General features: G+C 41.9%; 13 protein-coding genes. All 13 read right to left on the bottom strand.

The annotated features are described in order from the left end of the window. Positions 1-31 precede the first annotated feature (31 nt). The 13 genes from JX304_RS03670 to JX304_RS03610 all read right to left on the bottom strand — a co-directional run bounded on the left by JX304_RS03670 (position 32) and on the right by JX304_RS03610 (position 16,739). Positions 32-262 (bottom strand): DUF1146 family protein, encoded by a 231-nt coding sequence (locus tag JX304_RS03670; RefSeq protein ID WP_205011309.1) that lies wholly within the window; start codon positions 260-262, stop codon positions 32-34. Between the two features lie 97 nt (positions 263-359). Beyond that, a complete protein-coding gene (locus JX304_RS03665) occupies positions 360-779 on the bottom strand; it encodes a F0F1 ATP synthase subunit epsilon (RefSeq protein ID WP_200772307.1) in 420 nt (139 codons plus the stop codon). Positions 780-792: 13 nt separating this feature from the next. After that, on the bottom strand, positions 793-2,199 hold the full coding sequence (gene atpD, locus JX304_RS03660; RefSeq protein WP_187539306.1) for a F0F1 ATP synthase subunit beta: 1,407 nt from the start codon (positions 2,197-2,199) through the stop codon (positions 793-795). A 74-nt stretch (positions 2,200-2,273) separates the two neighbouring features. Then, positions 2,274-3,155, bottom strand: coding sequence for a F0F1 ATP synthase subunit gamma (locus JX304_RS03655; protein WP_187539308.1), 882 nt, complete (start codon positions 3,153-3,155; stop codon positions 2,274-2,276). A gap of 15 nt (positions 3,156-3,170) precedes the next feature. Continuing rightward, positions 3,171-4,676, bottom strand: a complete 1,506-nt coding sequence (atpA, locus tag JX304_RS03650) for a F0F1 ATP synthase subunit alpha (RefSeq protein ID WP_200772305.1) — start codon at positions 4,674-4,676, stop codon at positions 3,171-3,173. A 15-nt stretch (positions 4,677-4,691) separates the two neighbouring features. After that, positions 4,692-5,228, bottom strand: a complete 537-nt coding sequence (locus tag JX304_RS03645) for a F0F1 ATP synthase subunit delta (RefSeq protein WP_205011308.1) — start codon at positions 5,226-5,228, stop codon at positions 4,692-4,694. Beyond that, on the bottom strand, positions 5,228-5,722 hold the full coding sequence (atpF, locus tag JX304_RS03640) for a F0F1 ATP synthase subunit B (protein WP_049490536.1): 495 nt from the start codon (positions 5,720-5,722) through the stop codon (positions 5,228-5,230). The genes JX304_RS03645 and atpF overlap by 1 nt, the downstream gene beginning before the upstream one ends. A gap of 19 nt (positions 5,723-5,741) precedes the next feature. Further along, complete coding sequence (atpB, locus tag JX304_RS03635) at positions 5,742-6,455, bottom strand: F0F1 ATP synthase subunit A (protein WP_118397048.1); 714 nt, start codon at positions 6,453-6,455, stop codon at positions 5,742-5,744. A 33-nt stretch (positions 6,456-6,488) separates the two neighbouring features. Further along, entirely contained in the window at positions 6,489-6,689 is a 201-nt protein-coding gene (locus JX304_RS03630) for a F0F1 ATP synthase subunit C (protein WP_003006433.1), read from the bottom strand. Between the two features lie 253 nt (positions 6,690-6,942). After that, a complete protein-coding gene (locus tag JX304_RS03625) occupies positions 6,943-12,810 on the bottom strand; it encodes a ZmpA/ZmpB/ZmpC family metallo-endopeptidase (RefSeq protein ID WP_205011307.1) in 5,868 nt (1,955 codons plus the stop codon). 233 nt (positions 12,811-13,043) lie between these two features. Further along, the gene (gene glgA, locus JX304_RS03620; RefSeq protein WP_205011306.1) at positions 13,044-14,471 is read right to left on the bottom strand and encodes a glycogen synthase GlgA; all 1,428 of its coding nucleotides are present in this window, start codon (positions 14,469-14,471) and stop codon (positions 13,044-13,046) included. After that, positions 14,471-15,607, bottom strand: coding sequence for a glucose-1-phosphate adenylyltransferase subunit GlgD (gene glgD, locus JX304_RS03615; RefSeq protein ID WP_205011305.1), 1,137 nt, complete (start codon positions 15,605-15,607; stop codon positions 14,471-14,473). Before glgD ends, glgA begins: the two co-directional genes overlap by 1 nt. Then, complete coding sequence (locus JX304_RS03610) at positions 15,597-16,739, bottom strand: glucose-1-phosphate adenylyltransferase (protein ID WP_009732550.1); 1,143 nt, start codon at positions 16,737-16,739, stop codon at positions 15,597-15,599. Before JX304_RS03610 ends, glgD begins: the two co-directional genes overlap by 11 nt. Positions 16,740-16,765: the final 26 nt, after the last annotated feature.

Here is a 16,765-nt window from a genome sequence, read left to right as displayed (position 1 = left end):
TCTATCATACCATATTTTTTATAAAATGTGGCTAGAATTGGCCAATAAAAATTTGCCGACTCATCTCGTAAATACTAATAAAAAATGAGCTGGCTAAATAGCCTAAGGCAACACTGAACAGCAGAATTAAGAAGCGAATTTTGATCGCATTTTCCGCACTAACTTTTAAAAATTTTTCCCATCTTACCAAGTTGAAGAGTAAATAATAGGAAAAAAAGATAAACAATAAATGGCTGGAAAGATTAAATATCATTTGAATCATATCGCTATTATATCATATTTGCTTTCTAGTTTCTTCTTTTGATTTGACTTCCAACAAAAATAAGGTGAGGACGTACCTCCACCTTATTTTGAATATGTTATAAACGATTTCCGACATTAATCCGGTTAATGGCGCGTTGAAGAGCAATTTTAGCACGACGTTCCATATCAACCGAATGCTGATCTTTGGCTTCTTCAATCGCTTTTTCAGCTCGTAGTTTAGCCCGTTCTGCGCGACTAATATCGATATCTCGAGCGCGTTCAGCAGAATCGGCAACGATGGTAATGACATTGTCTGCTACTTCGATAATCCCACCATTGACTGCAATCCAATCAATATGTTTGTCATCGTCTATCCGACGAACCTTTACTTGGTCTACAGCCAAAACCGCAATGGTATTGATATGATGAGGTAAAATCCCTAATTCACCATCAATTGTCTTGACAGATACAAATGCGGCATGATGATCATAAACCAGTCCATCGGGTGTCACGATTTGGACGTTCATTTGACTCATCTTTCACCTCTTCTTAGAATCCCATTTTTTCAGCTTTGGCGATGACATCCTCGATTGAACCAACACCACGGAAGGCATCTTCAGGAAGATGGTCATATTTTCCGTCCAAGATTTCTTTAAAGCCACGAACAGTTTCAGCAACAGGTACGTATGAACCAGGTTGACCGGTAAATTGTTCGGCAACGTTGAAGTTTTGTGACAAGAAGAATTGGATCCGGCGAGCACGAGCAACCAATGTTTTTTCATCATCAGACAACTCATCCATCCCCAAGATGGCAATGATATCTTGCAATTCATGGTACCGTTGAAGGACACGTTTGACCTCAGAAGCTACGGCATAGTGCTCTTCTCCTACGATTTCTGGAGAAAGGGCACGAGAGCTTGATGCCAATGGATCTACCGCAGGGTAGATCCCCAATTGTACCAATTTACGTTCCAAGTTGGTGGTTGAATCCAAGTGGGCAAAGGCGGTTGCTGGCGCTGGGTCTGTATAGTCATCGGCTGGCACATAGATGGCTTGGATCGATGTAACAGAACCTTTCTTGGTTGACGTGATCCGTTCTTGCAATTGACCCATTTCAGTTGCCAAGGTTGGTTGGTAACCAACGGCTGATGGCATCCGTCCCAAAAGGGCTGATACTTCAGATCCGGCTTGGGTGAAACGGAAGATATTGTCAATGAAGAGCAACACGTCTTGACCTTCCACGTCACGGAAGTATTCCGCAATGGTCAAACCAGTCAAAGCCACACGCATCCGTGCTCCAGGTGGTTCATTCATTTGTCCAAAGACCATAGCAGTCTTTTCGATAACACCTGATTCTTTCATTTCTCCGTAAAGGTCATTCCCTTCACGTGTCCGTTCCCCAACACCTGTAAATACGGAAATACCACCGTGTTCTTGGGCAATGTTGTGGATCAATTCTTGAATCAAGACGGTCTTCCCAACTCCGGCACCACCGAAGAGGCCGACCTTCCCACCTTTCAAGTAAGGGGCTAAGAGGTCAATCACTTTGATCCCTGTTTCAAGAATTTCTTCTGAAGTAGAAAGCTCATCAAAAGATGGGGCTTTTTTGTGGATGGATTCACGTGGAGCATCTTCTGCAAAAGGTTGATCCAAGTCAATGGTATCTCCCAGAACGTTGAAGACACGTCCCAAGGTTTCTTTTCCGACAGGAACTGAGATTGGACGACCAGTGTCCAAGACTTCCATTCCACGTGTCAAACCATCGGTTGATTCCATGGCAATGGTCCGAACGACACCATCACCAAGTTCAAGAGCTACTTCAAGAACGACTTTTGATTTTTGTTGGTCATTTTTATAGACTACAAGTGCATTATTGATCTCAGGAAGTTTATCTCCTACGGAAAAGGCAACGTCAACGACGGGACCTACGACCTGAGAAATTTTGCCTAAACTCATGTCATTCTCCTATTCTAACTAATTTCTACTGCTTAACAATAAGCTTTTTTTGTATTAAAAATTGTATCCGACACCTATTCAAGAGCACTCGCACCAGCAACGATTTCAGTAATTTCCTGAGTAATCGCAGCCTGACGAGCACGGTTGTATTGAATCGTTAATTCGTCAATGACCTTCTTGGCATTGTCTGTCGCAGTTTGCATGGCCATCATACCTGCAGCATTTTCAGCTGTTTTGGCATCAATAATGGCCCCATAGATCATGCTTTCTGCAAACTGAGGAAGCAATTGGTCCAAAATCGCATCACGACTGGATTCCAATTCCAAATTTAAGACATAGTCTTCATCGGCTTCATTGGGGTCCAAGTCAATGATGGGAAGCATTTGCTCCACCCGCATTTGGCTGGTTAAACTGTTGACATGATGGTTGTAGCAAACGTACAACTCATCAAACAAGCCTTCTTGGTACATTTGAACGGTTTTTGAAATGATTTTACGAACTTCCTTAAAGCTAGGCTGATCCGCCAAGCCACGCAATTCATAAACTGGCTGAATCCCACGCGCACGGAAGAAATCCGCACCGACACTTCCAATACAGATCACTTCAAAGTCATCTCCGTTTGGATGGTATTCTTCCTTCATTTCCATCATGGTTTTCAAAATAGAAGCATTATAGCCTCCCACCAAACCACGGTCTGATGTAATCACAATATAAGCTGTCTTTTGGACTGGACGGCTCGCAAGCATAGGATGGGACTTGGTATTTTCTGTTTCATGGCCATGGAGCAAGTCTGTTAAGAGCTTACGAACCTTAGCAGCATAAACCTGAAAATCCTTGGCTGCCTGCTCAGACTTACCGAGTTTGGCAGCGGACACCATCTGCATCGCATTGGTGATTTGGCTGGTGTTTTTTGTGGATGCAATTTTATTTTTAATATCATTTAATGAAACTGCCATCTTCCACTCCTATTTCTATTTGAAATTTGACTGGTTGACAAATTCAGTAAGGGCCGCATCCAGTTCTTCTTCATTTGGAAGGTCGAGCGTTGTCCGAATAGTTTCAAAAATTCCTGCATGATGGGCTTCAAAATAATCAAACAATTCTGATTCAAAACGAAGAATATCATCCACTGGAACACTGTCCAAGTAACCATGTGTCAATGCGTACAAGATTAAGACTTGTTTTTCGACTGTCAATGGTTCATGAACAGGTTGTTTCAAGACTTCCACTGTCCGACGACCACGGTTCAATTTAGCTTGAGTGGCCGCATCCAAATCACTACCAAATTTCGTGAAGGCTTCCAACTCACGATAGGAAGCAAGGTCGATACGAAGGGTACCAGCAACCTTCTTCATGGCCTTGATTTGAGCAGATCCACCTACCCGGGATACAGAAGATCCGGCATCGATGGCTGGACGAATTCCTGAGTTGAACAAACTATCTTGCAAGAAGATTTGGCCATCTGTGATGGAGATCACGTTGGTTGCGATATAAGCGGAGATATCCCCTGCTTGGGTTTCAATGATTGGAAGCGCAGTGATGGAACCACCACCCAATTCATCTGAAACTTTTGCGGAACGTTCCAACAAACGGCTGTGAAGATAGAAGACATCCCCTGGGAAGGCTTCACGACCTGGTGGACGACGAAGAAGAAGGGACAATTCACGATAGGCTACGGCTTGTTTTGACAAATCATCATAGACAATCAAAACATGTTTACCGTTATACATGAATTCTTCTGCCATGGCAACCCCAGCATAAGGTGCGATAAAGAGCAATGGGGAAGGTTGAGAGGCAGATGCCGTCACGACAATCGTGTAATCCATGGCTCCATATTTACGGAGAGTTTCTACTTGGGTACGAACCGTTGATTCCTTTTGTCCAATTGCCACGTAGATACAAATCATATCTTGACCTTTTTGGTTCAAGATGGTATCAATGGCAATCGAAGTTTTCCCTGTTTGACGGTCACCGATAATCAATTCCCGTTGACCACGTCCAATTGGGACCAAAGCATCAATGGCTTTCAAACCAGTTTGGAGTGGTTCTGAGACTGATTTCCGTTGCATAACGCCAGGAGCTGGTGTTTCAACTGGACGGAATTTATCTGTCACAATCTCACCCAAACCATCCACTGGTTGGCCAAGTGGGTTGACAACACGACCAATCAAGGCATCCCCTGCAGGGACTTCCATGATTTTACCCGTACGACGAACCGAATCCCCTTCACGAATATCTGTGAAATCACCCAAAATAATGATCCCGACATCCGTTGTTTCCAAGTTTTGAGCCATCCCGTATGAGCCATTTTCAAAGATCAATAACTCACCACTCATGGCATTTTCAAGACCATGAGCACGGGCAATCCCGTCACCAATGTAGGTTACAACACCTGTCTCAGTGACGTCAAAGTTTGGCTGGAAATTTTCAATTTGTTGCTTAATTAAAGCGCTGATTTCTTGTGCGTTAATCGCCAAAATTCACACCACTTTCTATTTCAATTTAGATTTTATGACTTGCAATTGGTGTTTGAGACTGGTATCCAATGTTTTATGATTGGCTGTCACGACAAAGCCACCAATTAAATCTGGATCGATCTTTTGTTTGATTGAGCGAACCTGAATGCCAAATTTTCTTTCGATAATGGGTACCAATTTTTGCTCTTGAGCTGGATCCAAGGCTGTAGCTGTCGTAACCGTCACGACGAAAGCATTACTCAGTCGTTGGATCTGATCCAAACAGATCGTTACAATGTCATAAAATAAGGCTTCACGATGATTGAGAATAACCACTTCAATCAAATGGTCGAGTAATTGTGAATCCGAGGGTTGAAAAAGTCGTAGACTTTTTGCTTTCTCTTCATCCTCTACACCGATATGAGCTAAGAAGTTAGCAAGTCCCGTCTCCTCAAAAACACCCTTGATTTGGGTTAACTTTTCAAAGACCAGGTCTTGTTCTCCTTTTTCAAAGACCAATTGAACAAAAGGCTGGGTATATTTCTCAATCACCATCAGTTGCTTTTTGTCCATTAGGCTTCTCCTAATTCATCAAGATAGCGATCGATCAGTTGGCGTTGAGCTTCAGCATCTAGCTGTTGGCTCAACAATTTTCCAGCGAGATGCACAGTAAGATCCGCCACATCGCCTTTGATACTGTTCAATGCTTCTTCTTTGTTGTGCGCAATTTCTTGTTGCGCTTTTTCTTTCAAACGTACAGCTTCTTGAGTGGCATCTGAAAGGATTTGCGATTTGTTCTTTTCAGCAGTTTCCTTTGCATTTTCTACGATAGACGCAGCTTCTTTGCGACTACCCGCCAACTCTTCTTCACGTTTATTTGCTAGTTCCTCAGCTTTTTGACGAGCTGATTCTGCTCCATCAATATCATCTGTAATCTTTTTGGCACGCGCTTCTAAAATTCCATTGATATTGTTCCATGCAAATTTCTTTATTAAAAAGATTAATAATAGGAAGGAACCAGCAATGAGAATAAAGTTACCAATAATTTCACTCATTGATACATGCATTCTTCTACTCCTCCTCTACTTACTCTTCGCCATTAATTTTCTTACCAATGTAGATTGATGACAACATGGTAAACACATAGGCTTGGATACATGAAATGAAAATCGAAAACGCTGTCCACGCCATGCTTCCAATAAAGGCAAATGGATACCAATAAACAGCTTGATGCGATAAAGTCACAAGCAAGCTTGCTAGTACCTCACCCGCAAAGATATTTCCGAAGATCCGAAGTGCCAAGGAGGCAAAGTTCGTTAATTCTTCCAAAATATTCATGGGGGTCATAAATCCAGGTGTCACAAAGGCCTTCAAATATTCCTTTACACCACGCCTGCGAATTCCTTCTACATGGGCGATCAAGGTGATCAAAAATGAAAAGGCAAAGTCATAACCAAGGTTAGCGGTTGGTGATGTCCACAAATTGTAACCATTGGTCGTTTCGATTTTAGCCATCAATCCAATGTTATTGGCCACTAAAAGAAATAGGAAAAGAACAAACAAGAACAAGGAATAGTCCTTTATATAATGTTCCCCAATATTTCCTTTGGTGAAACCTACGACAAAGTCATATGCGTATTCCAGCACATTTTGTTTGCCCTTTGGTCGGATCGTCATTTTACGGCTGGCCCAATAAATAAAGCCAAAAACCACCAAAACAGCAATCAAGGTCATAGCAAGTAGGGTCAAATTAAAAGTTACAGGTCCAAGAGTAATCGTTGGATTGATACTTTCTTCCAAGGTTTGACACCTCCTTTTCTAAAACAGAAGCATCTATTTGATAATAAAGGCCATAACCAAGGTTACGAAGAAAGTACCTTCGACAAAGGCAACACCAAGAATCAAGAGGCTACGCAATTGACCAATAATTTCTGGTTGACGAGACGCAGATTTCAATAAGCTGCTCATCATCAAACCTTCTGCCAGTGATACACCAAAACAGGCTAAACAAAGACCTAAAAATGTTAAATTCATGATGAATTCTCCTTTTATAAATTTTACCTTATTAGTTTACTCCTATTAAATTTAATAGTCAAATATTTCCTCATAAAGTAAGCGTTTTACTTTTATAAAAGTCCTATTCTACGGGGGAAACTTCACCCTTATTTTTTCAATCAACTCCTATTTTGAAATACTTCCGCCCCTTCTATCCTTCTGATACAATACACCCGATGCTATTTTCCTAAAAAGTAAACTCCCACCTGCTAGGCAGATGAGAGTCCATTGATTATTTAAACATAGAAGTTTTAAAGCTATCTGTTTGTTGAAGTAATTTCTTAAAGAGTTTTTCTTTCAGTGATACGGTGTTGTCAAATTTGACGGATCCGTTACTTAGAGTAGCCTTATCTTTATCAACTGCTTCAGCAAATGCACGTTTCAAGTCTTCATAACTATTGTATGTTGTACCATCGATTTCGATTGATTGAAGTCCATTTTTGGCACTAGTCACTACTTCATTGAAGTAAGCTTTCTTCCAGTCTTCAAGAGTGTTAAATTTTCCATCAGAAATCTTTTGAATGATAAAGTCGTCTCCTAAAGTGGCATGTCCAGCTTGTTTCGATTCCTGTTTATACTTGTTTGAAGCATATCCTAGGAAGCCTTTTTCATAGCCATAGTAACCCCAGATTCTGAAGGTGTTGTGTTTGAAGGACATGGCTCCTGGAGCTCCTTCACTGGTGTTTCCTCCATAGATCCCTGTCATCATCGGCACAGTCACATAGGCTGAACCAAAGTCAGATGGATTATAGACTCCATTTCCAGGATCACGATTGGTCATGAAGTTGTTGGTGATGAGATCATCTACTGAATGTAAGGTGATGGCTTTTTCCTCATCACTCAAAGGTCGCACCTTATCAAATTGATTCTTGGTGTTAGCCCCTCGGTATTGTTTATCCACCTTCTTGAACCAAGCATTGTTTAAGTCTTGACTTCCTTTGTTGAGGACAGCTTCTCCCTCTAGATAATCTAGAAGCATGAGGGTGTCATTATAGCCTTTCATATACCGATCAATCTCCTCGCGTGAGGTGAGGTCATTTGGATTGGTATTGTACCATTGGTTCCCATCGTTCGGTCGTTCATAGGCCATATTGAGACCTAGGGCTTTGTATTCCCCATTTGGATTGGATACGGATGGTGTTTGGAGCATGCCTTGAGCATAGGCTTCCAAGTCCGTTCCTTCACGGTGCCTCCAGCCACCCAAGTATACCATCCGGTCATTGACGTGGGTCGTTTCATGGGTAAAAGCAGAAATCCCAAAATCACTGATCATATCCGTCACCATGAAGAAGACCGAATCATCTTTATAAGGATTTCCATAGACGCGAGCAGTTGCTCCCATACGCCAATCTGTCGCATGGTAACGATCGGTTGGACCATACAATTCACGGATTGGAGCGACATCTTTACCACTATTCGTATGGCCATAACGGTCTGTACTAATGCCTTTGTAGTTTTGATTATCAAGGACCGGTGTTGGCACCATATTATTGCTCTTTAGGAGCTGGTTGCGAACATTATCAGCTGCTAATCGTGACCAGAAATCCAAGTAGTCTTGTTGGGCTTTGGCTACTTTATCAATCTCAGCCTTGAAAGCAGTCCGTTCTGCTTCTGAATTTTTACCATATTTTTCAAAGGAACTATAGGCCAAGGTATTGTAGGTTGAAATCAAGAACATATGCGCATCTTTAAGATTCAAGAGCGGCAAGATCATTTTACCGTGGATATCGTTATTTAAGCCTTCATATGCCCGGTGTTTGGCAGAAGCAAATGCTGGATTTGAAGTCTCAGGCTCCACAATATAAACATTGTCTTTCGTGGCTTTGATGAACCAATCATTTAGATCTTTGTCTTCTGTGAATAGGCGCATATTATAGTCTAAGAAACTGTTTAACTCGCCTATACCGATAACTCCACCGATAGTTTCGCGATAAGCTTCTAAAGTTCTATCACCTTTAATGTTATTTTCTTTAGAACCAATCTTAATCAAGAAGTCTAACACACTTACATTTTTACCATAGAAGTCTGGTTTGAACAACATGAGTTGCTTGATATTGAAGTTATCAAACTTAACTCCGTAGTAACGATTGAGGTAAGACAAACCAAGAAGAACAGCAGCCTTGTTGTCATCAATCTTCTTGATCAGCGCACGTTTTGCAGCCTCATCAGTGTTTAATTGATGGTCTTCATTTTCAACCAGTTGTTTGACAAAGTGAGCCAGATTATCCTTGACTTCTTTGAATGTTTCTTCCAGGTAAAGGTTCTTAATGGCATTGACTTTATTTGGACCAGTTCTACCTAGATGTGTGTAGATAGGATCTGATTGCAATTCAACAGGGCTTAATTTTTCAACGATAGCATTGATAAGATCGCTACGGTCTTTGTCAACCATATTTGGCGTGTAGACCACATCTCCTAGCTCAGCTACACTGTACTCTTTCACTTGTTTAACTTTTGAATCTTTCGGTGAAATGCTAAAGATATCTTTTGTCTTATCCGAGTAATGGATCAGAATGTGGTCGGCATCAGCCAATTCTGTTACAAAATCATTGCCCTTCATAGCGGTCACAGACAAGACTTCCTTGGTCAAGAGAGGACTAGTTGCAGCCAATTTATTCCCTTGGTCGACAATCCACTCTTTATTGTAGAAAGGTTGCAATTTAGCGATATTGCGGTATGCTAGCTCACGAGTCGCATCGTAAGCAGTGATCGCCTTGTATTGATCGTCTTTGTTAACGAGATTATTGAGCGTATCTTCAATCGGTTTGCTGCTGGTAAATTTATCAGCCGTAATTCCCATTGCATCGATTCTCTGCTCAGCTTCTGCCAGAGAGATGCTAGGAATTTTACGGGAGTTGTTATAGGTTTTCTTCCCTTCACTCACGCCTTCCACGCTGTAATTGCGTTTGGTTCTTGAGTAAGTAAAGTAATCATCTGCGTCGATATCCGAGTGTCCGAAGACCATCTCACCAGTTTTGACTTTCATCATGGTGATGTTGTCTTCAATAGCACCTAAGGCCCAGTTAGTCCCTAGTAATCCACCCGATTGGACCGCTTCTTTCAGTTCAATAGAACCTTTAGCAACTGAATTTCTGAGAACTCCTTCTTTACCTAGCGTATTGTTATTCCCACCATTTTGAGAAGAATAAACTAAACCTGCAGCTTTTGCTTTATTCCCAGTAATTTCAGCATCAACGTAAGCCTTTTCGACAATACCTTTCCAGTTCTCGCCAACAACACCTGCCAGATAACCACCTTTATTGCCAGCAGCGTGCAGTTTCCCGATGAAGGCAACATTACTGACCTTCCCACTACCATCAATTTTATTGATAATACCAGCTACATCGTTGTTTCCAACAACGTTTCCTGTTACTTTAACATTTTCGACAGTCGCATTATTTTTGATGACACCTGCGATTGGTGCTACTCGATCAAATCCAGGCATGTCAATGTTAACATTTTCAAGCAAGAGATTCTTAACAGTACCACCTTCGATGTTACCAAATAACGGTCTCGTAATGTTATGGATGGCAAATGTATTGCCTTCTGTACTTTCCAATATTCCCTTGAAGGCATTGGTTACATAAGACTTGCCAGCTGGTTGCACATTACTTGCATTCATACTGCTACCAAGCTTAAAGATACCAGTCGGATTGGCTTGCATAGCTTTTACAAGTTCGTTGAAATTGTAGTAGACATCTCCTTCATGAGCTTTGGGCTTCGCAATATAGTGAACATAGTCCTCACTAAACTGGTTGTCCGCAGTCCGTTGGATCAGATCTGGAGCTTTGGCTGTTACTTTGTATAAGGTCGCTCCATCTACCGTCACTTCTTCAATTTTATCAACAGCCAGTTTTGTGACCTTATTATCATGGGTGGTAACCTTTAAGTAATAAGGTTTCACATCTGAAGGTGTTTCTGACAAGAGGCTACGATCAGTCTCAAGGCCTTGGTCATCCACGCTAATCAGACTAGTTTCCTTGATGTTTTTGACTTCAACTTTTTTAAGGTCAAGTCTTAGTGGTTCTTCCTTGAGAACTTCTTCTTCATCCCCATTTCCACGGTCATAGACCATGGTCGTTGCCAGCGTATAATCCTTGTAGTAGTCCAAGTCCGCTAAGGCAGCTGCTAAATCAGACTCTGAAAGGGCGAACGTTTTCACCACTTGATCGCCCTTTTTCAATACAGCCTGGATGGACTTGATGGTCACCCCCTCTGGTTTATCCAAATGATAGGAAGCCCTAGCACTGCGCTTCAATTCTTCCTTATCAAGGTTGGTTAGAGTCAAGGTTGGCTTATCTAGTTCTTTGGTTCCTTTTTGAATGATCCGATCTTGGGCTTGTTCAATGACTTCCTCCGAAACCGTTGGAGCATCCGCAGTTTTTACACCTTTAATGGTCTTATAAACTTTGCTGATTTTCTTCTTTCCATTTTTTCCTGCTTGAGAAACCGTTTCGCTTCCTTTTAGCAGGGTGGCATCTTCTTCGGTTACCGTCTTAAATGGAATTTCCTCAAAATCAACTTCCTCTGTTTGGCCTTCAATCGCCTTAGTCCCACGACTAATTTTTTCTGTCACAGGAGCTTTTACCGTTTCAGTTGTCGTGCTGAGAGGCTCTCCAACTTTCTCACCATTGACCGTTTTATAGACACGACGAATTTCCTGGCTACCTGCCTCTCCTTTTTGAAGGATACTTTCTTCATCAGTATAGCGGTCCGCATCTGGTACATATTCAGTTTCATAAGGAAGGAGCACCGTTTCTGTTTCTGTAACTGTTCCTTCCGTTATTTGGTAAACTGGGTTCTCTGGCTGAATTGGAGCTTCGCCAACATGGCCTTCTTCCTGCGTCCCCTTAGCTTCCACTACTCCTGTAAAGGCTGGGTTCTCAGGCTGAATTGGAGCTTCACCCACGTGACCTTCTTCCTGCGTCCCCTTAGCTTCCACTACTCCTGTATAGGCTGGGTTCTCAGGCTGAATTGGAGCTTCGCCAACATGGCCTTCTTCCTGCGTTCCCTTGGCTTCCAATACTCCTGTAAAGGCTGGGTTCTCAGGTTGAACAGGAGCTTCACCCACGTGACCTTCTTCCTGCGTCCCCTTAGCTGTTACAACTGGAGCAGGTAGAGGACTTTGTTGAATCTCCTCCTTTGTTCCAATAGCAATAATTTGCGAAACCGGTTCTTTAGTGAGCTTGCTTTCAACTACTCTGCGAACTTCTTGTCCATCTACTACACTCACTTCCGTCAAGATAGTCCGCTCTCCATTTTGGCCAGCTGTCAGCACCTTGGTTTGCCCTTTGGCTAATGTAGGATCAGCTTGGTTGACAATTTCAAACGGCACAGGCTCAGTAGAGACTTCAAGGCTTGGTTTTTCAACTTGAGGAAAGGCTGGAGCGACTTCTGGCGTCACACGCGCTTGTGGTTCCATTTGTGCAATCCCTGCACTTGTTTTGATAGAACTCTCTGCAGATGGTTGGATTCTCTGAATAGCTTTTGGTTCTTGTGAGTTCTGTTTTTGGATAGACGGGTAGCGCAGATAGCCAACATAGTCATAGCCGTCAATATGAATCACGCCATTTGCCAGATCTTTACTAGATGAGAGCGAAAGATCCTGATTATAAGCGCGTAAAACTTGGTTTTGCAAAGCTGCAACTTCATTTGGTAGCAGAAGACTTTGTCCCATGGCTCCAATCAAAAGAACAGCCATGACTTTCTTTCTTTGCTTTTTAGAAAGTAAGAGCACAGCAAAAGAAGCAGTGGCTATACTTAGACCGAAGAGGGCCACTTCCTGACTTCCTGTTTGGGGAAGCACTGGCTGAGTTGCCTCCTTCTTCTTATAAACTAGAAAGAAGGTATCTTCATTTTGATAGTCTTCAGGAATTGCATGAATCACCTGTGCTTTTTCTTCAGCGGTTAGCTCTTCTTCTGTCACATAACCTAAGTGCACATTCGCAGGTGAGGTCACCTGATCTGCTTGTACAGGACGAGCTCCTAAGAGAGTTCCCCCTAATAAAAAGGCTCCAATGGCAACAGGACCAACCCCGACAGATAATTTCCGAATCGAATATTTGGTCATTTTTTCAAACGTTTGTTTCGCTTTTTTCATTCTAAAATTCCTATATAGTAATATTTAATCCTCAAACAGGGACCTGATTGTTTCTAGAGAGGATGAGACCCTTTCCAGAAATAAAAACCTTCCCGGGATTTTTTACCTTTACCTATCTTATCTTTTTTCTTTTATTTTAGCAAGCTCTAAAACTCAAAAAAATAAACCGTTTTCTTTATAGGAAGAAAGCAAAACAAAAAACGCCTCGAAAGGCGTTTTTACACAAGATTTACTTATAAGGACTGGTACAAATCGTTGTATCGTTGACTAGCCGTATCCCATGAGAAGTCACGCGTCATAGCTTGTTCTTGCAGGCCATACCAAGCCTGTTTGTCATTATAGTAGACAGCCAAGGCTTCATCAACTGCCCAGTTAAACCAATAGCCAGATAAATTATTGAAGCTAAAACCTGTTCCACTTCCATCAACAGCATTATACGGTTGGACCGTATCTCGAAGTCCACCGACTTCATGCACCAAAGGAAGGGTTCCATAACGCATGGCCATCATTTGAGAAAGGCCACATGGTTCAAAGCGGCTTGGCATCAAGAAGACATCCGACGCCGCATAGACTTCTTGGGCCAATTGGATATCAAAGGTGATATTAGCTGAAAGTTTATCTGGGTAGGCTTGACCAAACCAAGCAAAGGCATTTTCAAATCCAGGATCTCCTGTACCGAGCAAGACAATCTGAATATCCTTTTGCAAGAGTTGATGCAACTCTTCTACCACAACATCAAAACCTTTTTGACGTGTCAAACGAGAGACAATCCCAAACAAAGGAACATCATCACGAACAGGTAAACCGACACGTTCTTGAAGAGCTCGTTTACTAGCTGCTTTACCTGAAAGATCTGAGAGACTGAAATGATACGTCAAGAGTGGGTCCGTTTCAGGATTATATAGATCTGCATCAATTCCGTTAACAATTCCAGTTACCTTGCCAGATTCCATTCGAAGAATCTGATCCAAGCCACAACCATATTCAGATGTCATAATTTCATGCGCATAGCTAGGAGAAACAGTTGTCACACGGTCGGCATATAGAATGCCGGTTTTCATCCAGTTCAGGCAATCATTCCACCGAAGCGTTCCATCTGCATAGCGTTCAAATCCCACTCCGAATAGATCCCACAACATTCCTGGGTCGAACTGACCTTGGAATTCCAAATTATGGATGGTCAATACTGTTTTAATTCCATGATAAGCTTGAATCCAACGGTATTTTTCCTTAAGTAAGAAAGGAATCATCGCTGTATGGTAATCATGGGCATGAAGAACATCTGGAATGAAGTCAACTCGTTCCATCGTTTCCAAGGCTGCGAGCTGGAAGAAGGCAAAGCGTTCGCCATCATCAAAGTCACCATAAACATGACCTCTAAAGAAATAATGTTGGTTATCAATGAAGTAAAAAGTCACTCCATCGCGTACAATGCGCTTCACACCCACATATTGACTTCTCCAGCCAACCTTGGTCTCAAAATGCAAGACGTCTTCGATTTGATCTCCAAATTTTGCCTCTACCATATCATAATATGGGAGAATTACGCGGACATCATGACCACTTTTAGCTAAGGATTTAGGAAGAGCACCAATAACGTCTCCCAAACCACCTGTTTTCGAAAACGGTGCTCCTTCAGCTGCAACAAATAATAGTTTCATTAGACAATATCCTCTGTAACAATCGTTCCTTTTTTAACCACGAGAGGTGCTTCTTCTGTCCCACGGATCGTCACACCAGCGGCTACTTCGACACCCTTATCCAGAATGGCATGTTCAACGATTGCATTTTTATGAACCACAACACCAGGGAAGAGAAGACTACTACGGACCTCTGAACCTTCATGGAGATATACTCGACGAGAAACAACAGAACATTCAACGGTTCCTTCCACAATACTACCAGAAGCAAATTGAGAAGTTTTTATACTTGAAGTCTTGGAATAATAAGTTGGCTCTTCATTCTTCACTTTCGTGTAAACCTTTTGGTTTGGAGAAAAGAGCTTCATGAATTTTTGGTTTTCCAACATATCTAAGTTTGCATGGTAGTAAGATTCAACTGAATGAATATTGGCTAGGTAGCCTGTATATTCAAAAGCAAAAGCATTGTATTCTACCGCCAAATCACGCAAGATATAGCGCAATTTTTGTGGGTATTCTTTCTTGGCTTCTTCTTCAATTTTTTCAATCAACCAAGGAGTATCCACAATAAAGACATCTGTGGACATGTTGTAGACTTCATCAGGATCCTTGCCATCAAAAAGTCTTTGCTCTGTAACATGGTCTGTTTCATCAATTTCTAAAACAGCGTTAACCTCTGAAATGTCTTTAGGTTGTAATTTTTTATAAACCACTGTAATCGGACGATCAATGGTATTATGAAGGTGGAAAATTTGGTTGAGGTCAATATTCATCAAAACATCACAGTTTAAAGCAACTGTTTGGTTCGAACCAGACCGTTTCAAATAGGTCAATAATTGTTGGTAGTATTCTGGCCCTACCGTTGTATTTTCAACTGGAGTATTATAGATTCCGAGGTAATAGTGGCTCAATAAAGTAGACAAGCCCCACTCACGACCTGAACGAATATGGTCAAAGACCGAACTAATATTTTCTTGTTGGAAAATTCCAAAAACACTGCGAATACCAGCATTCGCAAGACTAGACAATGGGAAGTCAATCAAGCGGTATTTCCCATCAAACGGTAGGGATGCTACCGGACGATGGCTGGTCAAAGTGGACATATCATGATACCCAACTGTATTTCCTAAAATGGCTGAATATTTATCAATCTTCATCTGTTGCTACCCCCACTTTTTCATTGTAACCGACAACTTGTACTTCCTCTGTTCCATCAATCACGACACCTTCTGCAATGACTGCGCCTTCTCCGATAATCGCGCGTTTCACAACAGCTCCTTTACCGATAATGGCATTGCTCATCACGACAGCATCTTCGACAACTGCTCCTTCACGAACTTGAGCTTCTGTTGATAAGATGGAGTGTTTGACTGTACCGTCTACCGAACAACCGTCGACGACAAGAGAATCTTCGATGTGGCCATGTTCCCCAAAGAAGTTCGGTGGAGAAATGAGGTTGCGTGAATAGATTTTCCAGTGACGATCGCGACTATCCAAGGCATTATTCGGATCGATATATTCCATATTGGCTTCCCAAAGAGACTCAATCGTACCAACGTCTTTCCAATAACCATTGAATTCATAAGCATAAACACTTTCGCCTGATTCTAGATAAGTTGGAATGACATTTTTACCGAAGTCTGACATATCGATATCGCTCTTTTCAGCAGCAACCAACATATTGCGGAGACGAGCCCAGTCAAAGATGTAAATCCCCATAGAAGCCTTGGTAGATTTTGGTTCAGCTGGTTTTTCTTCAAATTCAACAATCCGATTATTGGCATCGGTATTCATGATTCCAAAACGGCTTGCTTCCTTCAAAGGTACATCTAGGACGGCAACAGTCAAGCTCGCATTATTATCCTTGTGAGATTGAAGCATATCATCATAGTCCATCTTGTAGATATGGTCACCAGAAAGAATCAAGACATATTCAGGATTGATACTGTCGATATAGTCGATGTTTTGGAGGATGGCATGACTAGTTCCTTCGAACCACCGATTTCCTTCACTAGCTGAATAAGGTTGGAGAATAGACACTCCTGTGTTGATTCCATCCAAGCCCCAGCTTGAACCATTTCCAATATGACTATTGAGGGCAAGTGGCTGGTACTGTGTAATCACACCAACATTGTGAATTCCTGAGTTGGCGCAGTTTGATAGCGCAAAATCGATAATCCGATAGCGCCCACCAAATTGAACCGCAGGTTTTGCGATGTTTTTGGTTAATTTTCCAAGACGTGTTCCTTGCCCACCGGCAAGAATTAAAGCGAGCATTTCATTCTTCATTGACTACTTCCTCTTTTTAAAGCTTG

This window comes from Streptococcus parasanguinis (assembly GCF_901875555.1).
GTDB lineage: Bacteria > Bacillota > Bacilli > Lactobacillales > Streptococcaceae > Streptococcus > Streptococcus parasanguinis_H.
Note: the sequence above shows the minus strand (reverse complement) of the source record. Positions and strands in the feature narration are given on the sequence as shown.